Origin of the sequence: Cupriavidus sp. UBA2010, from assembly GCF_002335265.1 — a bacterium.
GTDB lineage: Bacteria > Pseudomonadota > Gammaproteobacteria > Burkholderiales > Burkholderiaceae > Cupriavidus > Cupriavidus metallidurans.
On record NZ_DDCI01000010.1, the window covers coordinates 145,435 to 172,157 of the forward strand.

Genomic DNA, 26,723 nt, shown 5'->3' on the forward strand with positions numbered 1-26,723 from the left:
TTAAGCGACCTCCGCCATCGATACGGCTGCATCCATGTCCACCGCCACGATCCGCGATACACCCTGCTCCTGCATTGTCACGCCGATCAACTGGTGGGCCATCTCCATCGCAATCTTGTTGTGGGAAATAAATACGAACTGGGTCTTGTCGGACATCCGCGCAACCATGTTGGCATAGCGCTCGGTGTTGGCATCGTCCAACGGCGCATCCACCTCATCGAGCAAGCAGAACGGAGCGGGGTTGAGCTGGAACATTGCGAACACCAGCGCGATCGCGGTCAGCGCCTTCTCGCCGCCGGACAGCAGGTGAATCGTCGAGTTCTTCTTGCCCGGCGGTTGGGCCATCACCTGCACGCCGGCGTCGAGGATCTCCTCTCCGGTCATGATCAGACGTGCCTGGCCGCCACCGAACAGCGAGGGGAACAGTTCGCCGAAGTGGTGATTGACCTGGTCGAAAGTGCCTTGCAGCAGTGCCCGCGTTTCCTGGTCGATCTTGGCGATCGCGTCCTCCAGGGTGTTGATAGCGTCGGTCAGGTCGGCGGTCTGCGCATCGAGGAAGGTCTTTCGCTCGCGTGCCGCGGTCAGTTCATCAAGCGCGGCCATGTTGACCGGGCCCAGCGCGTTGATGGCGTTGTTCAGGCGCGTGACCTCGCCCTGCAGGTAGGACGGCTTCAGGTCGCCAGTCAGCTTCTCGGCCAGCGCGGCTTCATCGACTTCCGCCGTGGCCAGTTGCTCCGTGAACTGATCCTGGTTCAGGCGCGCGGCCTGCTCCTTGAGCTGGCATTCGGTGATGCGGTCGCGCAGCGGCTGCAGGCTGCGTTCGGCGGCCAGGCGCTGTTCATCGAACTGGCGAAGCTGGGCCGAGAGCGCGTCGAGTTCAATACGCGCGGCGGACAGCTTCTGCTCCTTCTCGGCGCGCACTTCCAGCGCTTCCTGCAGGCCGGTGTTGGCGGTCTGCTCGTTGATCGTTTCGAGTTCGGCGCGCGCATTTTCAAGCGACTCGGCGATGCGCTCGCTCTGATCGCCTGCCATCTGGATATTGCGGCGCAGTTCGTCGATACGGCCGGCGAGATTGCGTTCGGCGAACAGCGCTTCCTGCGCGGCGCGTTCGAGATCGCGCAACTGCTGGCGTGCCCCGCTCAGCTTCGCATCCATGCCCTCGAAGGCCATCTGCTGGTCTTCGTGCGAGGCCTGCATATCAGCCAGTTGAGCGTCGTGCTGCTCGAAGCTGGCTTCCGATTCGGCGCGAATCGCGCGTTGCTCGTCGATCTGCGCGTCGATCTCGGCCAGTTCCTCGCGAATCTGATTGCTACGCGCCGAGAACCGCTCCATCGCCTGCGAGAGCTTGAGCACGTCCATCTGCAGCGTGTGCACCCGGCGCGTGGCCTGCTCGGCACGAGACCGCGTGTCGATCAGCACCGCGCTGGCGTGCGTATACGCCGACTCGGCACGCACCGACTGCGTCCTGGCTTCGTCCGACAACAGCATCTGGGCACGGGCCTGCTTCTGCAGATTCTCGATCTCCTGCTCGCGAGCCAGCATCCCGGCCTGTTCCGAGTCGGCAGCATAGATCTGAATCGCATTGCGGCCGACCAGATGGCCTTCGGCCACCACGAACTGCGCGCCCTCGGGCAGCGTGCCGCGCGCGGCCAGCGCCTGCGTCATGTCGGTCGCGGTATAGATATCGGCCAGCCAGTCCTGCATCACGGCACGAATGCCGGGCTCGGTGATCTGCAGCAGCGACATCAGCGGACGCAGCCCGGCCGGGGCCTCTACGGGACGCGCGGCAGGCGGCGGCGAGTAGAACGCCAGCTTGGCGGGCGGCGCGTCCGAGAGGAATGCCTTGACCCAGTCGAGGTTCGACACTTCCAGCGCGGCCAGCTTCTCGCGCAACACCGATTCGAGCGCGTTTTCCCAGCCCGGCTCGATATGCACCTTCTTCCAGAGACGCGGAAGCTCGGCTAGCCCATGACGCTCCAGCCACGGCTGAACCTTGCCGTCGGTCTGCACGTTCTCCTGCAACTGTCGCAGCGCGGACAGACGGGCTTCCAGCGAAGCGATCGCCGCGGCCTCGCTCTGCACGCGCTCCTGCGCGGCACGGCGTTCTCCGTCCAGGCGGGGAACCGCCTCCTCGCTGTCCATCAGCACGGCCTGCGCTTCCTCGAGCAGCGCTTCCTGCTCGGTCAGATCCATGCGCAGTTCTTCCAGACGGACTTCGTCCGGACGATCCAGGCCCTTTTCCTCGCCCTGCAGTCGCTCCTTGCGCTGCTCGAGTTGCTGGAGCATCTGGTTGGCGTTGCGCTGATGCGCGGCTTCGAGCTTCAGTGCCTGCTCGGCCTGCATGATGCCGGCGCGCTGCTCGTTGAGCATCTGCTGGGCATCGCGCCATTGGCCTTCCAGCGTCGGCAGTTCGTCGCTCTTCTGCGCGACGGTTTCCTGCGACTCGATCGTGCGTGCCTCGGCCAGCGCCAGGTTTTCCTCGGCCTGCGCCAGTTCGTCATTCGCCTGATCGGACTTGCCCTGCCATTGCTCGCGTTGAGTGGTCAGCGCGGCGATCTGAGCCTGCAAACGGTTGCGCGATTCAACGACGTAGCGGATCTCGGCCTCGAGCTTGCTGACCTCGGTGTTGGCTTCATACAGCGAGCCCTGGGCCGCGTGCATGCCGTCCGAGGCCGCATAGTGCGCCGCGCGCATCGTTTCCAGTTCGGCCTCGACATGGCGCAATTGCGCGGTCTGGGCTTCCAGGTCGATCTGTGCCTGGTCGATCGCGCGTGCGTGGCGCTCCTGTTCTGCCTGGGCCTCGCGCTTGCGCAAGAGCCACAACAGATGCTGCTTCTCTTCGCCTTCCGCCTGCAGTTGGCGGAAACGCTGCGCCACTTCGGCCTGGCCCTCGAGCTTATCGAGGTTATTGCCGAGTTCGCGCAGGATGTCTTCCACGCGGGTCAGGTTTTCGCGCGTGTCGCCCAGCCGGTTCTCGGTCTCGCGGCGGCGCTCCTTGTACTTGGAAACACCGGCGGCTTCTTCCAGGAAGATCCGCATGTCATCGGGCTTGGCCTCGATGATCCGCGAGATCATGCCCTGCCCGATGATGGCGTAGGCGCGCGGACCCAGGCCGGTACCCAGGAAGATATCCTGAATGTCCTTGCGGCGCACCGGCTGGTTGTTGATGTAATAGGAGGACGTGCCGTCACGCGTCAGCACGCGCTTGACCGCGACTTCGGCGTACTGGCTCCACTGTCCGGCCGCGCGGCCTTCGGCGTTGTCGAACACCAGCTCGACACTGGCTCGACCGGCCGGCTTGCGCGCCGTGGAACCGTTGAAAATCACGTCCTGCATCGACTCGCCACGCAGCTCCGAGGCGCGTGATTCGCCGAGCACCCAGCGTACCGCGTCGATGATGTTGGATTTGCCGCAGCCGTTGGGACCTACGATGCCGACCAGCTGGCCGGGCACTTGAAAATTGGTGGGATCGACGAAGGACTTGAAGCCCGCCAGCTTGATCGAGGACAGTCGCACGGTTGTCGTGTGGTTTGGGCGATACGCAATTGGATAAGCCGGGCCATACCGGAGCCCGCCGCCCAGACGTGACGCCTGCGCCGCATCCTGCCCCCGGTGCCCGATAGATTGGCGCTAATCATACCATCGCCATTCTCTCGGCCGGCCGCTTTATCTACCGTTGCGCGGGTCGTAACGCCGCTATCCCCCGGCGCCGAAAACCTATAGATATCCGTCAGTTGCCAGCGTTGCTGCAAGGATTTTCTAGGCGCACGCCGTTGTTTGGCAAATACGCGCCGCAGTCAAAGTCTGGCCGATCCGCCAGGAAACTTCTTAGGGTTAGTGCTAGTCTCTCACTATGCCGGCGTGATCCCGGAGTCCCCTCCGGCCTCATCGCCCTCCGGGCCGTTCTCCGCACTCGACGTGACAGCGGCCAGCCTGAAGCGCCAAGCAGCAGTCTGGATGGAGGATTGAGCATGACCGCAACGCACCCGGCCACGGCGCCGGGGGACCTGCCCTGGTCAATATCGGAGATCGACTTTTCGTCGATCGATGTCGCCAAGGTACGCAACAACCGCACGCTGTTCTATCTGCTCGCCGCCGCCTCGTTCATCGAAAGCGGATCCGACACCTACGCGGGCAACCTCGCCAAGTACTACGCCGATGTACCCGAAGCCGCCCGGTGGCTCGCCGAACACTGGGAGTGCGAGGAACTCCAGCACGGGCAGGCGCTACGCCGCTACGTGGAGCATGTCTGGCCCGAATTCGACTGGGAACGTGGATACCGGCGCTTCTTCGACGAATACAGCGTGACCTGCTCGATCGACAATTTCGAGCACTCGCTGGCCCTGGAAATGGCCGCCCGCTGCGTGGTGGAAACCGGCACCGCCACCTACTACCGCGCACTGGAACAGGCCAGCGACGAACCGGTGCTGCGCGATCTGACCCGCCGCATCGCCAATGACGAAGTGCGCCACTACAAGCACTTCTATCGCTACTTCAACGCGCTGCACGAGCACGAGCGGCTCGGCCGCACCAAGGTACTTGGCGCGCTGGCCCGGCGGCTGCTGGAAATCAAGAACGAGGACGCCGAGATCGCGCTGCGCAACGTCCTGCGGATCGAACATGAACGCGAAGACGTGCCCGAGGGCGATGTCAGGGCGCTGAATTCCCGCTGCAGCGCCGTTATCCGGCGTCATCTGCCGCTGGAAATGACGGTCAGGATGCTGTTGCGCCCACTGCACCTCAACGCCCGGGTGGAGCGGTTTCTGCGCCGGCCGATCGTGGCTGTGGTGTCGCGGGTGATGCTGTACTGATCTCCGGCGCCAGCCGGGGCGGATTTGCCCGATTCACGCGCGCGGCGATGGGCGGCATTCCTTTATAATGCTGCGTTTCAACCGCCCCGCCGCTGCCACCGTGAATCCGCGCCTCGACCTGCTCCAAACCTATCCTTTCGAGAAACTGCGCGCGCTGGTGGCCGATGTGAAACCGGCCGCCGTCCCGGCAATCAGTTTCGGCATCGGCGAACCCAAGCACCCCACCCCGGCCTTCATCAAGGAAGCGATGACCGCGTCGCTCGGCGGCCTGGCCAACTACCCGAGCACCGCCGGCAGCGACGCGCTGCGCGCGTGCATCGCGGGCTGGCTCGAACGCCGCTACAACCTGCCGAAGGTCGATGCCGCCACCGAGGTGTTGCCCGTCACCGGTTCGCGCGAGGCACTGTTCGCGTTCGCCCAGACCGTGATCGACAGCAGCAAGCCCAACCCGCTGGTGCTGTGCCCGAACCCGTTCTACCAGATCTATGAAGGCGCGGCCCTGCTGGCCGGCGCCCGTCCGGTGTTCGCCAACAGCGATCCGGCGCGCAACTTCGCGCCGGCGTTCGACCAGATCGGCGCCGATGTCTGGCCGCACGTGCAACTGCTGTACGTCTGCTCGCCGGGCAACCCGACCGGCGCCGTGCTGTCGCTCGAAGACTGGAAGCAGCTTTTCGACTTGTCCGACCGCTATGGCTTCGTGATTGCCTCCGACGAGTGCTACTCGGAGATCTACTTCGACGAAGCAAAGCCGCCGCTTGGCGCGCTCGAAGCGGCCCACAAGCTTGGCCGTGGCCTGGAACGGCTGGTGATGTTCTCAAGCCTGTCGAAGCGTTCGAACGTGCCGGGCCTGCGCTCGGGCTTCGTCGCCGGCGATCCCGAGATCCTGAAGAAATTCCTGCTCTATCGCACCTACCACGGCGCCGCGATGAACCCGGCCGTGCAGGCCGCCAGCGCCGCGGCGTGGGGCGACGAGGCGCACGTGCGCGAGAACCGCGCGGCCTATGTGCGCAAGTTCGCCGAGGTCACGCCGATGCTGGCAGGGGTGCTCGACGTGGCGCTGCCCGATGCGGCGTTCTACCTGTGGGCCGATGTCTCGCGCACTGGCCTGTCGGACACCGAGTTCGCCGTGCGGCTGCTGGCCGAACAGAACCTGACGGTACTGCCCGGCAGCTATCTGGCTCGCGACGCCCACGGCATGAATCCCGGCGCGAACCGGGTCCGCATGGCGCTGGTGGCCACCCCGGACGAATGCCTCGAAGGCGCGCGCCGGATTGTCGAATTCTGCAAGTCGCTGGGCTGACCGGCGCGAACGCTTCACCCTGAATCACCGAATGTCCTGAAGCCGGAACGAGGATTTCCGGCATCACTCCCGATACATATTCACCACTGAGAACACAACCATGACGCAAGCACTGCAAGCCCTGATCGACCAGGCCTGGGAAGACCGCACCAGCCTGTCGCCGAAGTCCGCGCCGAACGACATCCGCGAAGCGGTGGCCAACGTGATCTCGCAACTCGATTCGGGCGCACTGCGCGTGGCCGAGAAGCAAGGCAAGGACTGGGTCGTCAACCAGTGGATCAAGAAGGCTGTGCTGCTGTCGTTCCGTCTGGAAGACAACGCGCCGATGAGCGCTGGCGGCTTTGCCCAGTTCTACGACAAGGTGCCGACCAAGTTCGCCAACTGGACTGGCGACGACTTCGCGAAGGCCGGCTTCCGCGTGGTGCCGCCCGCCGTGGCCCGCCGCGGTTCGTACATCGCCAGGAACGCCGTGCTGATGCCGTCGTACGTCAACATTGGCGCCTACGTGGATGAAGGCACCATGGTCGACACGTGGGCCACCGTCGGCTCGTGCGCGCAGATCGGCAAGAACGTGCACCTGTCGGGCGGCGTCGGCATCGGCGGCGTGCTCGAGCCGCTGCAGGCCAACCCGGTCATCATCGAGGACAACTGCTTCATCGGCGCCCGTTCGGAAGTCGTGGAAGGCGTGATCATCGAGGAAAACTCGGTGATCTCGATGGGCGTGTACCTGGGCCAGTCGACCAAGATCTACGACCGTGAAACGGGCGAAATCCACTACGGTCGCGTGCCTGCCGGTTCGGTCGTCGTGGCCGGCAACCTGCCGTCGAAGGATGGCAAGTACAGCCTGTACTGCGCCGTGATCGTCAAGAAGGTGGACGCGCAAACCCGCGCCAAGACCAGCCTGAACGACCTGCTGCGCGACTGAATCGCGCCTTGACAGCAATGCCGCCGCCGGGCACGCCCCGGCGGCGCGAAGCCCAGCCGATGCCATCCCTCCGCAAGCGACTCATGGCCCTCGACCCCGCCACCGTCAGTACCGTCCTCTCCCTCCTGCCGACCATCCTCGAACAGGCCAACAAGACCATCGAGAAGCTCAAGAAAGGCAAGAAGAAGGACGAGGAAGGCGCGCAACCCGGCGCGGCCGACACACGCGACCCGGCCGCTCGCATCGCGGAGCTGGAAACCACCGCCATGCAGCAGGCCGAGGCCGTCAAGCTGCTGGCCGAGCAGCACGCCATCACGATCGAGGCATTGCGCCGCGAAGCCGCGCGCCTTGACCGGCGCCTGCGCCTGATGACCGCCGTGGCCATGGCCGGCGTGGCACTTGGCCTGGGTGGACTGGTCATCGCGCTCAACCTGCTGTTCCGCTGAACCCGAACCTGACACCATGACTACCCTGCTCTACGGCATTCCCAACTGCGACACCGTCAAGCGTGCCCGTACCTGGCTGGAGTCGAACGGCGTCGACTACACGTTCCACGATTTCAAGAAGCAAGGCGTCGACGAGAAGATGTTGCGCGCCTGGCTCAAGCACGTGCCCCTGACCACGTTGCTGAACAAGAAGGGCACCACGTACCGCGCGCTGTCCGATGCGGACAAGACGCGCGCCGAGTCCGAAGCCGGCGCCATCGCGCTGATGCAGACCAGCCCGTCGCTGATCAAGCGTCCCGTGCTGGACCGCGACGGCAAGGTCAGCGTCGGTTTTTCCGCTGACGGCTACGCCGCCCTGTTTTAACGATTCATCCCCCGCCCCATGAACCCGACCCTTGCCCTGACCGAAGACCTGATCCGCCGCCGCTCGGTCACCCCCGCCGACGAAGGTTGCCAGGCCGTGCTCGAGACCCGACTCAAGGCCCTTGGCTTTACCTGCGAGAACATCGTCAGCGGCCCTGACGATTTCCGCGTCACCAACCTGTGGGCGGTCAAGCGCGGCACCCAGGGCACCGCAGGCAAGCTGCTGGCCTTTGCCGGCCATACCGACGTAGTGCCGACCGGCCCGCTCGACCAATGGTCTTCGGACCCGTTCGAGCCCTCCCATCGCGATGGCAAGCTCTACGGCCGGGGCGCGGCCGACATGAAGACGTCGATTGCCGGCTTCGTGGTGGCAGTAGAAGAATTCGTGGCGAAACACCCCGAGCACAAGGGATCGATCGCCTTCCTGATCACAAGCGACGAGGAAGGCCCGGCGCATGACGGCACCGTGAAGGTGGTGGAAGCGCTGAAGGCGCGCGGCGAACGTCTCGACTATTGCGTGGTAGGCGAACCGACCTCGGTCGACACGCTCGGCGACATGGTCAAGAACGGCCGCCGTGGCTCGCTGTCCGGCAAGCTCACGGTCAAGGGTGTGCAGGGCCACATCGCCTACCCGCACCTGGCGCGCAACCCGATCCACCTTGCGGCGCCGGCAATGACCGCGCTGGTGAACGAGGTATGGGACGCGGGCAACGAGTATTTCCCGCCCACCACGTGGCAGATGTCGAATATCCATGGCGGCACCGGCGCGACCAACGTGATCCCGGGCCACGTGACGATCGATTTCAACTTCCGCTTCTCGACGGCCAGCACGCCTGACAGCCTGAAGTCGCGCGTGCACGCGATCCTCGACCAGCACGGGCTCGACTACACGCTCGACTGGACGCTGGGCGGCGAGCCGTTCCTGACGCCGCGCGGCGACCTGTCCGAAGCACTGGGTGCAGCCATCGCGGCCGAGACCGGCGTGAAGACGGAACTCTCGACCACCGGCGGCACCTCCGACGGCCGTTTCATCGCGAAGATCTGCCCGCAGGTCATCGAATTCGGCCCGCCAAACGCCAGCATCCACAAGATCGACGAACACGTGGAAGTCCGCTTCGTCGAACCGCTCAAGAACGTTTACCGTGGCGTGCTGGAACGCCTGATTGCCTGATCCCCATGGCCACCACCTCTTCCCTGAAAACCGTCCGCGACATGCTGCGCCTGGCGGTTTCGCGCTTTACCGCCGCGAAGCTCTCGTTCGGCCATGGCAGCGCCAACGCCTATGACGAAGCCGCCTACCTGGTGCTGCATACGCTGAACCTGCCGCTGGACACCCTCGACCCGTTCCTCGACGCCCGGCTGCTGCCAGAGGAGATCGACGCCGTGCACAAGGTGATCGATCGCCGCGTAAACGAACGTGTTCCGGCCGCCTACATCACGCACGAAGCGTTCATGCACGGGCTGCGTTTCTACGTGGATTCCCGCGTGATCGTGCCGCGCAGCTTCATCGGCGAGCTGCTGCAGGATGGGCTGGAACCGTGGGTCGGTGATACCGGGCAGATTGGCCCGGTACTGGAACTGTGCACCGGTTCCGGCTGCCTGCCGATCATCGCCGCGCACGTCTGGCCGCACGCGCGAATCGACGCGGTGGACATTTCGTCCGACGCCCTGGCCGTGGCCCGCCGCAATGTGGCGGACTACAAGATGGAAGACCGCATCACGCTCTACGAAGGCGACCTCTACGCGCCGTTGCCGTCGACCGCAACGTACGACGTGATCCTGACCAACCCGCCGTACGTCAACGAGCAGTCGATGCGCGACCTGCCGCCCGAATACATGGCGGAGCCGCGCATTGCGCTGGCCGGCGGCGACGACGGCATGGACGTTGTGCGCCGGATCATCGCCGGCGCGAAGAAACGCCTGAATCCGGGCGGTGCGCTGGTGGTGGAAATCGGCAACGAGCGCGAGAACGTCGAAGCGGCCTTCCCCGATCTCGACATCGTCTGGCTTTCGGTCAGCGCCGGCGACGACCAGGTGTTCCTTGTCACTTATGAGGCACTGCCGGGTTAAGTAGAAAGGGGGATTTCGTCACACACGCCTAAAATTTGGTGTGGTGCTTCAAGGCGAAATATAAAAAAGGTTCGTATTGCGCGAATTTGGTGTGCAAGGTGGCAGCTAGGCCGGGGTCTGGTCTCGCCCCCATTTTGCGCACTTCCTAATAAAAAGTAGACGAAAGTAGCGAGAAATATAAAAATTCATCGCTCACCTAAAAAAAGGTTGCGCCCCTAACATCACTTTGATGGATCGACGGTGCAGAACATGCGTCTGGTTGGATATGCCTGGTTGCGCGAACGGCTGGATCTTCCCGTCGTCCCTGTCACTCGTGAAGCACGTGCGGGGGCAACTACGCGCATTCTTGAGACTGCCGATGCCGTGCTGTTTCCACGCAAAGTCGCACCGGCAGAGGGCGCCTCTGATCTGACCCATCTGCTGTTCGCGCTCAAGCACGAAGGCATCAACCTGGCCATCCTGGCCGGGGCGCTCCCTCCGATCGGCGCAGCCGAACTCCAGCTCGAACTCGACCGCCACCCCACCAGCCGATACATCCGTGTGGCTGCGCTTCTCTGGGAGCATTTCACGGGCGCCACATTGGCACCACGGCACTCGGACAAAGTGCCGTACGTCAGCGTGTTCGACCCCGAACGGTATTACACGGCGGAGCCCGGCCAACTATATCCACGCTGGCGCGTGCGCTTCAACGGGCTGGGTTCACTTGATCAGTGCGTGGCCGTGCGCCGTACCGAATCGATCCAGTCGATTCTGGACATGGACGTGTTCGCGCGTATGGACGCCTTTATTGCCAACGTCGGCAAAGACATCCTGGACCGAGCGCTCAACTGGGCGTATCTCAGCGAAGCGGAAAGCTCATTCGAGATCGAGCGCGAACACCCCACTCAGGACAAGACCGAGCGATTTGTCCAGTTGCTGCGTCACGCGCACGAACGCCGGCCGCTGGATGAACGCTACCTGGTGGAGCTGCAGAACGACATCATTACCAACCCGTTCGATCAGGCCATGCAATACCGGACCGAGCAGAACTGGCTGCGCCGGGGCGGCCACGGCGCGGCTTCGGTCACCTACGTTCCGCCCAACCCCGACGACGTACCAGCGCTGATGCAGGGACTGGAAACCTTCGCCAACGATCCTCCCCGCAATCTCGATCCGCTGATTGTGGCGAGCATCGTCTCGTTCTGGTTCGTCTTCATCCATCCGTTCATGGATGGCAACGGCCGCTTGTCCCGTTTCCTGATCCACCACGCGCTGTGCCGGTCCGGCAAAATGGCGCATGGTTTCCTGCTGCCAGTCTCGGTGGCCATCAAGCGTCACGAATCGGACTACCTGGCGGCGCTGGAGAGCTTCTCGAAGCCGGCTCGCGCGCTTTGGCGCGTATGGGCGCTGGGGGAGCATGAATTCGATTGCCAGACCGATGCCGGCTCGATGCCCTATCGATATTGGGATGCCACGCCCTGCGTGGAATTCGGCGCGCGCATGGTCAAGGAAGCCCTCGAACACGATCTCCAGGCCGAAACACAATTCCTGCAAGGCTACGACGAAGTGGTCAGGCGCGTCGAGGCAGAGTTCGACATTCGCAACCACGACCTCGCCACACTCATATCGAGTTGCTTCCGGGAGAAGGGGCGCGTGTCCAATCGCTGGAAAAAACAGCTCGGCATCCGCGTGCAACCCGAAGCCTTCGACGCGATCGAGGCAGCGGTGCAGGACGTGTTCTTCCCGGGCACGGCGTCCGAGGCTTGAGCCCGTCCCCGGCAGTCATCCCCAAACGCAAGATTCCAGGCAAAAAAAAGCGCCGTGATCACTCACGGCGCGTTTCACATCTCAAGCTCGGATAAGCAGCGGCCGCAACGGCCAATCAGCCTCCGGGCCCAACCGAGTACACCGTCCCATTGGACGACACCTGGTAATAGTCAGCACCGATACCCACCCAGTGGTAGCCCTTCTTCGGCGCTGGGAGGTTGTATTCCTTGTACTTGTCGATGACGTACTGCCGGTCACGGAACTCGGCTGGCAACTTGTCACCCTTGCTCCACTTCTGAGGCGTATACGGCGATGCCGCACCCATCGGCATCGTGCCCGATGACGATGGCGATGACGACATCGAGCCAGAAGACTTCATGGAACCAGAGTGCTGAGCAAGAGCAAAAGGCGCCGCCAGCATACCGGCGGCTGCCACGGCGATGGGTATTAACATCCTCGTTTTCATCGTGATCTCCACAGATGGAACACAAGAACTGCTCCAGAGTCGGGCAATCCTCTTGAAGCTTAGTAACAACTGTGGGGAAAACGGTAGTTCTGCCGTACTTTAGGTGCCGCAAATACCACTTTACGGTCATGAAATACGCGAATTCTCCCCGCTCTCCCACATGGTGAAAGAGCGGGCGATCCGCCGACCTCGATGATGCGCGGCGACGGTTCAGATGCCGTGCGACATCAGTGACTCGGCGTCTCGCGCAGCGCCTTGACCGAGTCAGCCGTCACATCGGCCGGCTGGCCGCCGTAGCTGGCCCGCAGGTAGTTGGCGAGCGCCGCCAGCTCGGCATCGTTCATGCGCGTGGCGAATCCCGGCATATCCTGCATGCTCTCCAGCCCCGGGAAGTCCTGCCGCTCGATGCCGTCGAGCATCGACACGATCAGGTTGCGCGGGTCCGCATTACGCACCGTCGAATTGCCAAGCATCGCCACCGCAACGTGAGGCTTGCCTTCGCCTTCGCGTCCGTGGCACCCCGCGCAGACCGCCAGATAGTGCTGGCGGCCCGTGGCCATGGCACCCGCGTCGGCATTGGCCGGCTTCAGCGCTTGCGGTGCCGGCGGCTTGTCGCCGAGCAGGTACGTGGCCATCGCGCCGACATCAGCGGCATTCAGGTAACGGCTGCTCAGATGCACCACGGGGAACATCTCGCCGTAGGCTGAACCTTGGGGCGCGATGCCGGTGGAGAAGAACGTCTGCAGGTCCGCCGCAGTCCATCCGCGCGCCGCCAGCCCGGCCGGCGAGATATCGGGAGCCCCCACCCGCGCCAACGCCGAACCCGTCAGCGGACGACCACCATCCATCTGTCCGAACTTGCCGCGTGGCGTGTGGCACTCTGCGCAGTGACCGAGCGCGTTGGTCAGGTAGCGGCCGCGTATCCACGCCGGCGACTCGCCCTTCGATGCATCGGGCAACGCATCCTTGCGGAACAGCAGGTTCCAGCCTGCCATGGCGAAACGCTGGTTGTACGGGAAGCCCAGTTCTGGCTCGCGATTCTGCACCGCTATCGGCTTGAGCTGCATCAGGTAGGCGTACATCGCATCGGTATCGGTACGCGACAGACCCCGGTACGAGGTGTACGGCATCGCCGGATACAGATGCTTGTCGGGCGCCACGCCATCATGAAGCGCCTTGTAGAAATCGTCGGCGCTCCATTTGCCGATGCCATGGTCCTTGTCCGGCGTGATATTGGTGCCGTAGAACTTGCCGAACGGCGAAGCCAGTTCCACGCCGCCCGCGAATGGCGCCCCGTTCGGCGCGGTGTGGCAGGCCGCGCAATCGGCCGCGCGCACGAGGTAGCGGCCACGCTCGATCTGCTGGGCCGGGGTCAGCTTCGTGGCCGGCGCCAGGTCGGCAGCCTGCGGCACATCGGAACTGCCCGACCCGCATCCGGCAAGCAGTAGCGCCGAGCCTGCGGCCAGCGCGGAAATCCATCGGATTGTCGTCATTGCGCGCCCTTCCCCTTCACCAGCCCCGGCGTGCTGGTGACCACGTCCTTGATGGCCTCGTAGTACCGCACATAGCCCGTGCAGCGGCAGATGTGCTCGTCCATGGACGACATGATGGTCTGCTCGACCTTGTCCGCCGCTACCGGCTCACGCTTGAGTTTCTCCACCAGCACGGTCGCGCCATTGACGAACCCGGGCGTGCAGTAGCCGCACTGGAAGCTGAAGTGCTTGAGGAAAGCCTGCTGCACTGGCGTCATCTCGACGACTTCGCCCTTGTCATTGCGCTTGCCATGGCCTTCCACGGTGCGGACGCGCTTGCCCTGGAAGAAATGCGCGCCCGTGATGCAGGTGCGAATGGTTTCGCTCGTGCCGTCCGGGTGGTCGAGAATCGCCACGCAGGCGTGGCAGACGCCCTGTCCGCACCCCAGCCGCGAGCCGGTCAGGTTCACGTACTCGTGCAGGAAATCGATCATCATCAGGCCGACGGGCACCTCGAGCGGACCGACGTCCTTGCCGTTGATGTTCATGGACAATGCTTGCGTGGCGATCATGCCAGTACCTCCTGAATCTTTTCGGCCGTGACCGGCAAATCGGTGAAGCGGTGCCCAATGGCGTGGGCGATACCGTTGACGATGGCACCCACCACCGGAATCATCACCACCTCGGCAATACCCTTGGGCGGGTCGGTGTCGGAAATGGGCGGCAGCACGGTTCCGGTCTGCGTCCATACGGCCACATCGCTGGCACGCGGCAGGTGATAGCGGTTGAAATTCCACGTGCCGTTGCCGGGGCCATCCTCGTAGAGCGGCAGGAACTCGTGCAGCGCATGGCCGATGCCCATCGCGATGCCGCCCTGCAACTGACCCGACACCAGTTCGGGCGACAGTTGCGAGCCGCACTCCATGATCGAATGGTGCGTCAGCAGGCTGACCTTGCCGCTGGCCTCGTGCACCGACAGCTCGACCAGCGTGCCAACCGCGCTGTAGTACGTCACGGACGCATTGTTGCGCTGGACCGGCGCGATATAGACCTTGCGTCGATCGAGCACGTCATAACCATTGGTCGTGCGCTTGCCGTTGGCTTCGCCCGCACCCATGCGTACCGACAAACCATCCACCGGAATCCGCACGGCCTGGCCGTTGACGACGAAATCGGCTTCGGTCCACTGCCAGCGATTGAACACGTGCACCGTGGCGCCGGTGACCAGCCCCAGTTCGTGCGCCTTCTTGACGAGCTGTTCGTATGGCAGCGCCTGCAGACCGCCGGCGCTGAGTTTGCCATCGACCCAGCGGGCATCCTCCACACGCACCACCAGCGATGCCGCCTGGCCGCCGCCGATGCCCTGGCTCCAGATCGCCATCGCCGCCGGCCACAGGCCATGCATGAAGACCACGCGGGCCGCTTCGCGCGTGCTGTGCGTGAAGTAGTAGGCCGAGTTCGTCGCGCTGGATGGCGACGCATAACCCGGGGACCAGCGCGGATTCTGCGAGAGCTTGTCCTGATCCGCCTGGCTCATCAGGTAGGGATCGCCACTGGTCATGACGGGCAGGTCCGGCCACTCGGTAATCGACGTCCGCACGTCCGTGGCCGCGCGGCTCAGCCAGCGCGACACCGCGGAGGCCTGCGACGTCGACATGCCGGTGCCGATTTCCGCGCCTGAGTGATACAGCGCGATACGGCCTTCGGCATCGATCTCGACGCGCGCGAACGATGTCTCCGCGCCCGTGCCGAAGTCCTTCTGCACACAGGCAAAGCCCACACCATAGCGATGGCCCGGATGCGCGGCCTCGTACTCGGCCTTCTTCTTCGCGCGATTGGTCCACAGCGGATGCTTGCGCGAGGCTTCCAGCACTTCATCCACGCGAATAGCCCCGGCGGGAATCGCGCCCTGCGTGTTCTTCATGCCGGAGCGCAGCGCGTTCTTCAGCCGGAACTCGATCGGGTCGAGCTTCAGCTGCTCGGCGAACTCGTCAATCATCATCTCGGTCGCCGCCATGCTTTGCAGCGTGCCATATCCGCGCGCGGAGCCAGCGTCGATCGCACGGGAGGCGATGGCCACCGTGGCGAGATCGTTCTTCGGGAAGTAATAGATCGACTGCGCAGCCGTCGCGCCGACCATGGCCACGGACGGCGAGAAGTTCATACGGCCACCACCGTTGGCCTCGAAGTCGCCCTGGAACGACTGGAGCAGTCCGGTTTCCTTGTCCACCGCGATGCGGTAGTGCATCTTGAACGCGTGGCGCTTGAGCGCGGTCTGGAACTGCTCGTAGCGGTCGTTGGCCAGCCGCACGGGCTTGCTGCCGGCATAGAGCGCCGTTACCAGACCGTAGAACGGGAAGTTGTAGTGATCCTTCGAGCCGTAGCCCACCGTGTAGGTCGGATGCAGGATCACCTGCTTCACCGGAAACGCGGACTTGCAGCGCGCCAGCATTTCCGCGGTCGATTCGCCCACCTCCGACGGCGCCTGCGTTGGCACCACCATGTGCAGCGTCTGGTTGTCGCGGTCGTACCAGCAGTTGGCGTTATCGGCCTCGAGCGCTGCGGTATCGATCGACTGCGTGTTGTACTCGCGATCCAGCACGAGCCAGTTGGCCGGTGGACTTGCCAGTTCGTCGCGGATCGACTTCGCATGGGCCATGCCCTGCTCGCCCACCTGCCCGTGGTCCTTGCCGTCCGGCCAAACGGGCTGGTGCTTGCGCATCGCGCTGGGGAACACCGGCGCGAACTTCAGGCTCGAGAACACATCGTCGTCGAACGGCGTGGCGCCGCCCACGCGCACGAAACGGAACGTGCCCCAGGGATCGCGCTCAAGCGCGCCAGTCTGCGCGCCATAACGCACGACCTCGTCGCGATACTTGAGCTTGTCCTTGGCAAAGCGGAAGCGCGCGAAGTCGTGATAAATCAGGATGGCCACCGCGTGGCCAAGATACGCCGGGGTCTTGCCCACCGGCAGCAGCATGTCGTCACCGTAGAACTTCGGGAACGTCACACCGTCGCGCTCCAGGTCGGCGGCCGTCACCACAACGTCGGGCTTCAGGTCATCGCCGAGCAGGCTCAGGTCGATGCCGTCGAAGGTACGGTCCGCACGGGTCGTGCGCACGATGAAGGCATGCGATTGCTGCGCGGGCCAGTGTGGCATATCGCGTGCGCGGATATCGCGTGCGAAGACTTTTTCGCCGTTGACCTTGGCGATGCCATCCACACGGAAGCGTGGCGCGCCGGTGGCGGGATCGGTTTGCACCGGCGTCAGGTGCTTCTCTTCGAACAACGCGGCCAGGGCCGCCTTGTCCGCGAGGGGCACGATGCAAACCGATACCCCGGCCACGACGCTCGTCTTCAGGAACGTGCGGCGCGATGGATTGAAACTGGGCATGGAGATTCTCTCGAGGAGTGCGACGGGCGAACGCTGCCAGCCGGTCCATTCGACCGGCGCGGATCATGAACCACGCGGGAGATGCCGACGCGCTCTCGCTTGCGTCCGGCTGAGGATGTGGGGCTGGGCAACGACGCCTGTTCTTCTTACTGTGCTGTCATGGCGCGCGGCATCGACCAAGCGATGCCGGCACGCCCGGGCGATTGTCTCGCCATCCCTCCCCGCGTCTCAACCGGGCACGGTCAATAACGACTATCAGCGCTTCCGTATGGTCGTTGAAAGGTAGTCGAAAGATGAGTCGATTACGAACCGCCGCATCTCGGCATAAGCCGCTACACGCCGATTCCCTTGCGCACCGCGTCGGTCACCTGAGCCACCACGCCATCGCGCCATTCGTCCGAATCGCCATAGAAGGCACGCCACACAGCCTGCTTGATCAGTGCGCGCTGATTCTCGTCCGCTTCAGGATGCACATGCAGCCAATGGTCGCCACGCAACGCATCGAGCACATCAGGCAGCGGCAGCGTGCCGAACTCCAGGGCGATGCCCGCGTAGTCGATCGTCGGCAGCGTCTGCGGCACGGCCGCCCACGCGAGCCCGGTCAGGTTGGCCGATGTCGACGAGCCGTCGTAGATCGACGTCACGCTGCCGCCCCAGATGGCCCGCGTCTTGTTCAACTGGCGCGCCTCGTCGGGCCCCATGTAGATCGGTTCGCCATAGCCCCACGGTCCCAGCCCCGTGTGCACATCGACCCATCGCAAAGTGGTCCGCCCGGCGCCAAAGCGGGCCAGGATGCGCCGTAACGTGTAGTTGCTCCACGTTGCCTGCTGACCGCCGAAGAACATGCCATCCGGGTCCTGATACTGTCCGGCGCTGATCGCCGCCTGGAACCAACCCATGCCCCGCTCCGTCACCCGCTTCATCAGCGCGGTGTGTTCGTCGCACGACGGCGGCCACTGGCTCGGCAGCAGCATCGGGGCAATCTCGGCATAGGCCGGATTGGCCGGCAGTGGCCGTTCGAAGTCCGCGAAATTGCGGTTCAGGTCAACGTTGTCCTCGTTGACGCGGCGCAGGTGGGAAAAGCCGTAGGGATTGACCGCGTGGATGAACATCAGCGCACAGCCGGCGCGGTGGCAGTCAGAATGCAGCCCCGTGTCGGCAAGCATCGCCACCTGTGTGCCTGATCCGCAGAAGCCTTCCGCGCCGTGGGTGCCGGACGTCACCAGCAGCACGCGCGACGCATCGGCGGCCCCCACCCAGGCGACGTCCATCGCCAGGGCCTCGCCCTGGTTGCCTGTTTCGGTGGGATGGGGGAACTCGGTCAGCGTCGCACCACATGCGCGGGCGGCCGCCAGGAATTTCTGGCGGGCTTCGGCATAGCTGCGTGCGAAGTAGCGCGCAGTCTGACTGGCAGGCATGGCGGGAATGGCCTGGGCCGAGTGGGGATGCCCTCAATGTAACGCCAATCCGGCGTTTTTATCCAGCGGACGTCAGAACAGCTCCGTCGGACCGCCCTCTGACGGCCAGGCGCTGCGGAATGCGTGCGGGTGCATCACGATGCCGGCGGCAGCAATCTGCGCGGCAGACAGCACCAGATGTCTGGCCAGCCAGTCATGCAGGCTGCGCAGGAAACGTATCTGATCCACGCGGTTTGCCCCTGCGATCAGCCACTCTAGCTTGACGTGCGCCGTATAGACATCGAGCAGGTTCGTGCTTTTGAGCTTGGGCGGCGTGGCCTGGCTGCGTTCGATCGCCAGCACGCGTTGCACCTGCGCGTTCGTGAGCGTGCCGCCGGTGGCGATCCGCTGATAAAGCTCATCGAGCGCGGGAAACAGGACTGTCGGCTGCACGCGCGGCACGGCAGCCACTTTCTCCATGCGCAGTACCACATAGCGCGTGGCCGCATTGCGGCGCGCCAGCTCCTGTTCGGCCGCCGAGGGCTTGCGCCTCACCGGCGCGGGCAGATCGGCGTCGATCCGCTTCACCGCATCGCGCTCGGTATAGTCCGGGATCTGATCCAGCGCCTCGGGCACGGCCAGCACCTCGCGCGCGCATTCCGGGCCGAATGGGTACTCGTGGCCATCCGGCCCGCGCAAGATATAGGCGTGACCTTCGGGAAAACCGTGGTGGCGGCCACCTTTCGCGTTGCGCGCATGGCATCGCGTGCTGGCCGGATCGACGAAGTCCTTGCGAACGGGCGTCCAGCTCCCGTGCGTCGGATGGGTCATTGGAAGTCAGGCGAAATCGGGAACGGGCGCTATTGTCCCACTGTTTTCGCTCCCTTCTCCCGCGTTGCGGGAAAAGGGGGAAAACAACTACTTCAGCATGAACGACATCGCCGAGCAGCAGTTCAGCATTCGCACCGCAGCCTGCACGGTCGGCGCCGTGAATGTCAGCGTGACACCTTCCACCCGTTCGAACTCGGGCCATTGGCAGAACAGGTCGGCGTGGGCGGTGGTCGTCGTCTGCAGGCGGCAACTCACCGGCCCGGGCAGTTCGAAGCAACGTGCCTCGGCGTGGACGATCGCATCGCGCGTCACGGACTCGGCGGCCACTGCGATCGCTTCACGAGCGGCAGCGGGCGACAACGAGGTGCCGCTGCCCTGCCCGCCCGCGGCCTTGGTCTGCACGTAGCGCACCCATGGCATCAGCGGCTGCGTTTCCGCGATGAAGACGTCATCGCCGCTGGCAAGCATCACCGGCACGCCGAACTCGCCGGCCAATGCGGCGTAGATGCCCGCCTCGCCCAGCTCCTGCCCGTTGAGCCAGACGCGCGCGAATGCGCCGCTGTTGATCGTATGGGCCAGCACGCCACGGCTCTGCGCCCGGCCGTGATAGCCGATCATGAACACGCCGTCGCAATCCTGCTCGACGCCGGCCATCATGCTCAGATAGCGCGGCTTGCCCAGCACCAGTTGTGCGCGCGGGTCGATCTGATCCGGCAGCAGGTTGCGGAAGCCCCCGTGCGAATCGTTGACCAACACCTCGGTAGCGCCACCCGCGAATGCGCCCTGTACGGCGGCGTTGGCCTCGGCCGTCATCCAGGCACGCGCGCGCTCGTACTCTCCATTCCCCGCGCGGGTCTGCTCGGCGTGGAATACGCCCGCCACGCCTTCGATGTCGGTGGAAACCAGAATCTTCATGCCATCAGTTCCTGCAACAGGTCTCGTAGTGCCCGACGGGTGTGCCCATCGCGGCCATGAACGGTTTCGCCATGCCAGAGCGCATTGACGATGGCCTGCTCCACGCTGTCAGCCGCGGCGCGGAACAGCGGGTCGAGCCGTGTTTCATGCACCATCTGCACGGCCGGCATCGGCACGTCGGCCAGATGCGGCACGGTGTACGCCGTCGAGAACGCCAGCGCGATATCGCCAGAGCCATGGCCGAATACGGAGCCGGTTCGCGCCAGCCCCGCGCCGGCGCGCAGCGAAAGCCGGCCTAGCTGCCGCGCGTCGAGCGGTGCGTCGGTGGCCACGATCATGATGATCGATCCCTTCTCCGGGACGATTTCCTGCCTCAGTTGGGCGGCCAGCGCCGCGCCCAGCGGCCTGCCGCCATAGATCAGGGAATCCGGCGTGCCAAAGTTCGACAACACCAGCGCGCCAACCGTGTAGCCGCCCGCAACGCGCGATGCAGTGCCGATACCACCCTTGACGCCGAACGACGACATGCCCCGCCCCGCGCCCACCGCGCCTTGTGCGACATCCACGCTCGCGGCCGCCAGGGCGCTGTCGTAGTGGATCCCCTGGACCGCCATCGCCTGGATATCGTTCAGGTAGCCATCATTGCACTCGAACACGAGCGGATTGACGGTGGGCCAGGCGCGGCCGATCTCGGGGTTCTCGGTAATGGCCGCGCGGATCTGCGCCTGTGCCAGTGCGCCGACCGAGAAGGTGTTGGTCAGCGCAATCGGCGTTTCCAGCACGCCGAGTTCGTCGACCTGCACCAGGCCGATGCTCTTGCCGAATCCGTTCAGCACGGCGGCGGCGGCAGGCACCTTCTCGCGGTAGACATTGCCCGCATGCGGGCGAATCACCGTCACCCCGGTCTGGCAGGCCCCGTCGGCCAGCGTGCAGTGGCCGACGGTCACGCCAGCCACGTCGGTGATCGCATTGCGAGGGCCCGGCGGCAACGTGCCAATCACGGGGAGATCCATCATCGTGCTCGACTTGTGTTCAATGCGTGCTGAAGGTGCCATCAGCGCCGGTCGATCTTCGGATCGAGCGCATCGCGCAGGCCATCGCCCAGCAGGTTGAACGCCAGCACGGTCAGGAAGATCGCCAGGCTCGGGAAAATCGCCACATGGGGCGCGGTCACCATGTCAGCGCGCGCCTCGTTCAGCATCGCGCCCCACTCGGGCGTGGGCGGTTGCGCGCCAAGGCCCAGGAATGACAGGCCAGCCGCCGTGATAATCGACGTGCCGATCCGCATCGAGAAGTACACCACGATCGACGACACGGTACCGGGCAGGATATGCCGCATCAGGATCGTCCAGTCGGATGCGCCAATACTACGTGCCGCTTCCACGTACGTGAGCCGCTTGAGCATCAGCGTGTTGCCCCGCACAAGGCGCGCGAAGGCTGGAATGCTGAACACCGCCACTGCGAAGATCACGTTGACCATGCCATTGCCCAGGATCGCGACGATGGCGATTGCAAGCAGGATGCCCGGGAACGCGAACAACACGTCGCAGATGCGCGTGACGATGCGGTCCCACCAGCCCTCGTAGTAGCCGGCCAGCAGGCCCAGCACCGTGCCAATGACCGCGCCGATGATCACCGAGAAGAAGCCGGCCGCCAGCGAAATGCGCGTACCGGCCAGGATGCGGCTGAAGATGTCGCGCCCGAGTGAGTCAACGCCCATCCAGTGCGCGGCCGACGGGCCTGCGTTGAGCGCGTCGTAGTCGAAGAAGTTCTCGGGATCGTACGGGACGATGTGCGGCGCCAGAATCGCGACCACCACCAGCAGCAGCACGAACGCGCCGGCGGCCAGCGCGAGATGCTGCTTGCGGAACTTGCGCCAGAACTCGGTCCAGGGCGTGCGGACGGCCTCCGGGACGTTGGCGGCCTCGGGAGCGGCGGGCGTGGAAATATCGGACATGCCAGCCTCCTTATTTGTAGCGGATGGTGGGGTTGATCACGGTGTACAGGACGTCCACCACCAGGTTGATCAGGATGAATTCGAGCGAGAACAAGAGCACCTCGGCCTGGATCACCGGGTAGTCGCGCATCTCCACGGCATCCACCAGCAGGCGGCCGAGGCCGGGCCAGTTGAACACCTTCTCGACGAGGATCGAGCCACCCAGCAGAAAGCCGAACTGCAGGCCCATCATCGTCACAACGGGAATCATTGCGTTGCGCAGCGTATGCTTGATCACGACCACGGTCTCGCGCACGCCCTTGGCGCGCGCGGTACGGACGAAGTCCTCCTGCAGTACCTCGATGAACGATGCGCGCGTGAATCGCGCCATCACGGCGGCTACGGCTGCGCCGAGCGTCAGCGACGGCAGGATGTAGTGCTTCCAGCTATCGGCGCCGATCGACGGCAGCCAGCCGAGCTGCACCGAGAACACTTCCATCAGCAGCATCCCCAGCGCGAAGGCCGGGAACGAGATACCCGACACCGCCAGCGTCATGCCCAGGCGGTCCGGCCACTGATTCCGCCACACGGCCGAGCAGATGCCGATGGTCATGCCGAAGATAACGGCCCACACCATCGACGCGATCGTCAGGTACAACGTGGGCAGGAAGCGGTCGCCGATTTCTTCCGAAACGGGCCGCTTGGTGCGCAGCGAGGTACCGAAGTCCCCCCGCAGAGCGTTCGAGAAGTAACGCACGAACTGCTCCGGCATCGGGCGATCGAGCCCGAGGTCCTTACGCACGAGTTCCACGGTGTCCGCGTCGGCCTCCGGGCCCGCGGCCAGCCGCGCCGGATCGCCGGGCAGCAGATGGACGAACAGGAATACCAGCACCGCCACGATCAGCATGGTGGGTATCACGCCCAGAAGTCGTTTGAGGAAGTAATTCAGCATCTCGCAACGGAAAATTGAGGACCGCCGGCCGCCCGCCCTCAACCCCGCGTATCCGGGCAGGCAGCCACACGGCTTACTGCATACAGCTTGTGCTTGTTTTTGGTACTGCGGCACTGCGATACCACGACTTGCAACCACTCTTACTGCGTTACTGCGTTACTGCGGCACTCCCCCTCCCCCATGAATGGGAGAGGGGAAAACACCGAAGACATACCAACCGCTTACTGCTTGATATCGATCTCGTCGAAATTGAACGAGCCGTCGGGCATCACGTACGCGCCGGTCAGGCGCTTCGAACGCGCGTACAGCACCTTCTCGGTCACCAGGAAGGCCCACGGCGCGTCCTTCCAGATGCGTTCCTGAGCATCCTTGTAGAGCTTGGCCTTCTCGGCGCGATCGGTCGTGCGCAGCGCGTTGGCGATATCGGCATCGACCTGGTCGTTCTTGTAGTAGGCCGTGTTCAGCAGCTTCGGCGGCATCGCTTCCGAAGCCAGCAGCGGACGCAGCGCCCAGTCCGATTCACCGGTCGACGACGACCAGCCCACGTAGTACATGCGCACGCCGGCGTCCTCGGGCTTGGCCACGGACTCCACGCGTTCCACGCGCTGGCCAGCTTCCAGTGCCAGCACCTGCGCCTTGATGCCCACCTGCTGCAGCTGCTGCTGCACGAACTGGATCACCTTCTGCGCGGTGGTGTGGTTATAGGCCGACCACAGCGTGGTTTCGAAGCCGTTCGGGTAGCCGGCTTCCTTGAGCAGTTCGCGCGCCTTGGCCGGGTTGTACGGCCATGGGCCCAGCTTCTCGGCGTAGTCCACGCCCGGAGGCACCACGCCGGCCGACGGTACGGCGTAGCCGGCGAACGCCACCTTGGCCAGCGCCTCCTTGTTGATCGCGTAGTTGATCGCCTGACGCACCTTGGGGTCGTTGAACGGCTTGACCATCGTGTTCAGCGACAGGTAGCGCTGGATGATCGACGGCCCGTCGATCAGGTCCACCTTCGGGCTGGCCTTGAGCACCGCAGCCTGCTCGAACGGAATGCTGAACGCGAAGTCGGCCTCGCCGGTCTGCATCACGGCCGAGCGCGTGTTGTTGTCGACCACAGGCTTCCAGGTGATCGTGTCGATCTTCGGATAGCCGGTCTTCCAGTAGCCCGCGAACTTCTTGCCCTTCAGGTAATCGGTCTGCTTCCATTCCACGAACTCGAACGGACCGGTGCCCACGGGGTGGAAGGCAATCTCCTTGCCGTACTTCTTCAGCGCGGTCGGGCTGATCATCACCGCCGACGGGTGGGCCAGCACGTTGATGAACGGCGAGAACGGTTCCTTGAGCGTGATTCGCACCGTGTTCGGGTCCACCACGTCGGTCTTGGCCACACGGTTGAACAGCGTGTAGCGCTTGAGCTTGTTGGCCGGATCGGTCACGCGGTCCAGATTGGCCTTGACGGCGGTCCCGTCGAACGTGGTGCCGTCGTGGAACTTCACGCCCTTCTTGAGCTTGATCGTGTAGACCAGGCCATCCTTGCTGACGTCGTAGCTCTCGGCCAGCACGTTGACCAGCTTCATGTCCTTGTCGAAGCCGAACAGGCCCTGGTAGAACGACTTCACCGCCGCCTGCGACAGCGTGTCATTCGCGTCGTACGGGTCCAGCGTGGTGAAGGTGGAGTACACGGCCATCACCGCGTCCTTGGCGGCAAATGCCGGCGCGGCGGCCATCATGCCCATGGCGCCCACTGCGGTGGCGCCGGCCATCAGGCGGAACGAAACCTTGCGGTCAGACATCTTCACTTCTCCTTGAGGAAAACGAACTTCAGTAGGCGCCGCCGACGGCGTGCCGGGCTACGTAATGTCCGTGCGCGCCACTGCCGGCCACGGCAACCAGCGGCTGGACCACTGGCTCGTCACCGACCGCGCGGATCGGGCTGGGGATCTCGTCGGAAAGCGGCTCGCGCTTCATGTGGCGCCGGGCCGGATCGGCGATTGGCACCGCCGACATCAGCTTCTTCGTATACGGGTGCTGCGGGTTCTCGAAGATGGCGCGACGCGGGCCGATCTCGACGATCTGGCCCAGATACATCACGGCCACGCGGTGGCTTACGCGCTCCACCACGGCCATGTCGTGCGAGATGAACAGGAAGGCCACGCCCAGCTCGCGCTGAAGGCCGAGCATCAGGTTGACGATCTGCGCCTGGATCGACACGTCGAGCGCCGACACCGACTCGTCGGCCACGACCACCTTCGGGTTCAGCGCCAGGGCGCGCGCGATGCAGATCCGCTGGCGCTGGCCACCCGAGAACTCGTGCGGATAGCGCGATGCGTGCGCGGCGGTCAGGCCCACCTTTTCGAGCAGCCAGGCAACTCGCGCCTCGGCTTCCTTGCCGCTGGCCACCTTGTGCACCAGCAGCGGCTCCATGATCGAGTAGCCGACCGGCACACGCGGGTCCAGCGACGCAAACGGGTCCTGGAAGATGAACTGGATATTGCGGCGCAGCGCCTGAAGCGCCGGCCCCTGCATCTGACTGATGTTCTGGCCTGCGAACTCGATCGTGCCGCTCTGCGAATCGACCAGCCGCAACAGCGAACGTCCCGTGGTCGACTTGCCGCAGCCCGATTCGCCAACCAGCGCCAGCGTCTCGCCCGGGTAGAGATCGAAGCTGACTTGCTCCACCGCGTGAACGCGGCGCGTGACCTTGCCGAACAGGCCGCCTGGCACATCGAAGCGCGTCACCAGGTCGCGTACGCGCAGGATCGGCTTGGCGCCTGCCGGGATAGTGTCCTGCGGCGCTTCCTCGACCACCTTGTCGGTATCGCTCATCTGCACCAGCGGGAAACGGGCCGGCAGATCGGTGCCCGCCATCGCGCCGAGCTTCGGCACGGCAGACAGCAGCGCGCGCGTGTACGGATGGGCGGGCGCATGGAACACCTGATCTGACGTGCCCTCCTCCACCTTTTCACCGCGATACATCACCAGCACGCGATCGGCCACCTCGGCCACCACGCCCATGTCGTGCGTGATGAAGACCACGCCCATGTTCATTTCCGCCTGGAGATTGCGGATGAGTTGCAGGATCTCAGCCTGGATCGTCACGTCGAGCGCGGTAGTCGGCTCGTCCGCAATCAGCAACCCCGGCTTGCAGGACAGCGCCATCGCGATCATCACGCGCTGCCGCATGCCGCCCGAGAGCTGATGCGGGAAGCGGTCGAGCACGCGCCGCGCCTCCGGAATGCGCACCAGTTCCAGCATACGCAGCGCCTCGGCACGGGCTGCGGCCTTGTTCTTGCCCTGATGCAGGCGAATCGACTCCGCGATCTGCTCGCCGACCGGAAACACTGGGTTCAGCGAGGTCATCGGCTCCTGGAAGATCATCGCCACGTCCGCGCCGCGCACCTTGCGCAACGTCGATTCGCCGGCATTGACCAGATCGAGCACCTCGCCATTGCGCCGGCGCAGCGCCATGGCGCCATTGGCGATCTTGCCGCCGCCGTGCTCCACGAGGCGCATCAGCGCCAGCGACGTCACCGACTTGCCCGAGCCCGACTCGCCAACCACGGCCAGCGTTTCGCCACGGTCGACATGGAACGACAGGTTGCGCACAGCCTCGACGGTACGCTCCGACGTGGCGAAGCGCACGGTGAGGTTGTCGACGGCCACCACGCGTTCGGGCGGCAGCACGATGCCTTGTTTCGAAACGGTCTTCGCCAT

21 protein-coding genes are annotated in these 26,723 nt (G+C 64.5%); 8 read left to right on the forward strand and 13 right to left on the reverse strand.

Annotated elements, in window-relative coordinates:
- A complete protein-coding gene (gene smc, locus B2246_RS06195) occupies positions 1–3,516 on the reverse strand; it encodes a chromosome segregation protein SMC (RefSeq protein ID WP_035882015.1) in 3,516 nt (1,171 codons plus the stop codon).
- 455 nt (positions 3,517–3,971) lie between these two features.
- Between smc and B2246_RS06200 the strand changes: the two genes are divergently transcribed.
- The 8 genes from B2246_RS06200 (at position 3,972) to B2246_RS06235 (ending at position 11,661) form a co-directional block, all read left to right on the forward strand.
- Positions 3,972–4,811 carry a ferritin-like domain-containing protein gene (locus B2246_RS06200; RefSeq protein ID WP_286880798.1) on the forward strand — a complete coding sequence of 280 codons (840 nt, stop codon included), beginning with the start codon at positions 3,972–3,974 and terminating at the stop codon, positions 4,809–4,811.
- Between the two features lie 100 nt (positions 4,812–4,911).
- On the forward strand, positions 4,912–6,111 hold the full coding sequence (gene dapC, locus B2246_RS06205) for a succinyldiaminopimelate transaminase (RefSeq protein WP_008649079.1): 1,200 nt from the start codon (positions 4,912–4,914) through the stop codon (positions 6,109–6,111).
- A 100-nt stretch (positions 6,112–6,211) separates the two neighbouring features.
- Positions 6,212–7,036 carry a 2,3,4,5-tetrahydropyridine-2,6-dicarboxylate N-succinyltransferase gene (gene dapD / locus B2246_RS06210; RefSeq protein WP_008649080.1) on the forward strand — a complete coding sequence of 275 codons (825 nt, stop codon included), beginning with the start codon at positions 6,212–6,214 and terminating at the stop codon, positions 7,034–7,036.
- Positions 7,037–7,095: 59 nt separating this feature from the next.
- Complete coding sequence (locus tag B2246_RS06215) at positions 7,096–7,482, forward strand: hypothetical protein (protein WP_029308066.1); 387 nt, start codon at positions 7,096–7,098, stop codon at positions 7,480–7,482.
- A gap of 16 nt (positions 7,483–7,498) precedes the next feature.
- Complete coding sequence (locus tag B2246_RS06220; protein ID WP_008649082.1) at positions 7,499–7,846, forward strand: arsenate reductase; 348 nt, start codon at positions 7,499–7,501, stop codon at positions 7,844–7,846.
- 18 nt (positions 7,847–7,864) lie between these two features.
- Positions 7,865–9,016 carry a succinyl-diaminopimelate desuccinylase gene (gene dapE / locus B2246_RS06225; RefSeq protein ID WP_035882013.1) on the forward strand — a complete coding sequence of 384 codons (1,152 nt, stop codon included), beginning with the start codon at positions 7,865–7,867 and terminating at the stop codon, positions 9,014–9,016.
- Positions 9,017–9,021: 5 nt separating this feature from the next.
- Positions 9,022–9,915: a 50S ribosomal protein L3 N(5)-glutamine methyltransferase gene (gene prmB / locus B2246_RS06230; RefSeq protein ID WP_008649084.1), complete on the forward strand. Its 894-nt coding sequence runs from the start codon at positions 9,022–9,024 to the stop codon at positions 9,913–9,915.
- 249 nt (positions 9,916–10,164) lie between these two features.
- On the forward strand, positions 10,165–11,661 hold the full coding sequence (locus tag B2246_RS06235; protein ID WP_286880803.1) for a Fic family protein: 1,497 nt from the start codon (positions 10,165–10,167) through the stop codon (positions 11,659–11,661).
- A 115-nt stretch (positions 11,662–11,776) separates the two neighbouring features.
- Here the strand turns inward: B2246_RS06235 and B2246_RS06240 are convergent, their stop codons facing one another.
- The 12 genes from B2246_RS06240 to B2246_RS06295 form a co-directional block, all read right to left on the reverse strand.
- A complete protein-coding gene (locus B2246_RS06240; RefSeq protein ID WP_411431790.1) occupies positions 11,777–12,040 on the reverse strand; it encodes an RcnB family protein in 264 nt (87 codons plus the stop codon).
- Positions 12,041–12,354: 314 nt separating this feature from the next.
- Positions 12,355–13,620: a cytochrome c gene (locus tag B2246_RS06245; RefSeq protein ID WP_186425330.1), complete on the reverse strand. Its 1,266-nt coding sequence runs from the start codon at positions 13,618–13,620 to the stop codon at positions 12,355–12,357.
- Entirely contained in the window at positions 13,617–14,171 is a 555-nt protein-coding gene (locus B2246_RS06250; RefSeq protein ID WP_008649088.1) for a (2Fe-2S)-binding protein, read from the reverse strand. Before B2246_RS06250 ends, B2246_RS06245 begins: the two co-directional genes overlap by 4 nt.
- Positions 14,168–16,993, reverse strand: a complete 2,826-nt coding sequence (locus B2246_RS06255; protein ID WP_286880807.1) for a xanthine dehydrogenase family protein molybdopterin-binding subunit — start codon at positions 16,991–16,993, stop codon at positions 14,168–14,170. Before B2246_RS06255 ends, B2246_RS06250 begins: the two co-directional genes overlap by 4 nt.
- A gap of 332 nt (positions 16,994–17,325) precedes the next feature.
- Complete coding sequence (locus B2246_RS06260; protein ID WP_186425328.1) at positions 17,326–18,411, reverse strand: M14 family metallopeptidase; 1,086 nt, start codon at positions 18,409–18,411, stop codon at positions 17,326–17,328.
- A 72-nt stretch (positions 18,412–18,483) separates the two neighbouring features.
- Complete coding sequence (locus B2246_RS06265) at positions 18,484–19,221, reverse strand: hypothetical protein (RefSeq protein ID WP_286880809.1); 738 nt, start codon at positions 19,219–19,221, stop codon at positions 18,484–18,486.
- A gap of 87 nt (positions 19,222–19,308) precedes the next feature.
- Positions 19,309–20,136: a M55 family metallopeptidase gene (locus tag B2246_RS06270; protein ID WP_286880810.1), complete on the reverse strand. Its 828-nt coding sequence runs from the start codon at positions 20,134–20,136 to the stop codon at positions 19,309–19,311.
- Positions 20,133–21,191 carry a P1 family peptidase gene (locus B2246_RS06275; RefSeq protein ID WP_286880812.1) on the reverse strand — a complete coding sequence of 353 codons (1,059 nt, stop codon included), beginning with the start codon at positions 21,189–21,191 and terminating at the stop codon, positions 20,133–20,135. Before B2246_RS06275 ends, B2246_RS06270 begins: the two co-directional genes overlap by 4 nt.
- Positions 21,191–22,093 carry a glutathione ABC transporter permease GsiD gene (gene gsiD / locus B2246_RS06280; protein ID WP_186425325.1) on the reverse strand — a complete coding sequence of 301 codons (903 nt, stop codon included), beginning with the start codon at positions 22,091–22,093 and terminating at the stop codon, positions 21,191–21,193. The genes B2246_RS06275 and gsiD overlap by 1 nt, the downstream gene beginning before the upstream one ends.
- Positions 22,094–22,103: 10 nt before the next feature.
- Positions 22,104–23,024 (reverse strand): glutathione ABC transporter permease GsiC, encoded by a 921-nt coding sequence (gsiC, locus tag B2246_RS06285; RefSeq protein ID WP_008649095.1) that lies wholly within the window; start codon positions 23,022–23,024, stop codon positions 22,104–22,106.
- Between the two features lie 221 nt (positions 23,025–23,245).
- Positions 23,246–24,802: a glutathione ABC transporter substrate-binding protein GsiB gene (gsiB, locus tag B2246_RS06290; protein WP_286880815.1), complete on the reverse strand. Its 1,557-nt coding sequence runs from the start codon at positions 24,800–24,802 to the stop codon at positions 23,246–23,248.
- A gap of 28 nt (positions 24,803–24,830) precedes the next feature.
- The gene (locus tag B2246_RS06295) at positions 24,831–26,723 is read right to left on the reverse strand and encodes a dipeptide ABC transporter ATP-binding protein (RefSeq protein ID WP_008649097.1); all 1,893 of its coding nucleotides are present in this window, start codon (positions 26,721–26,723) and stop codon (positions 24,831–24,833) included.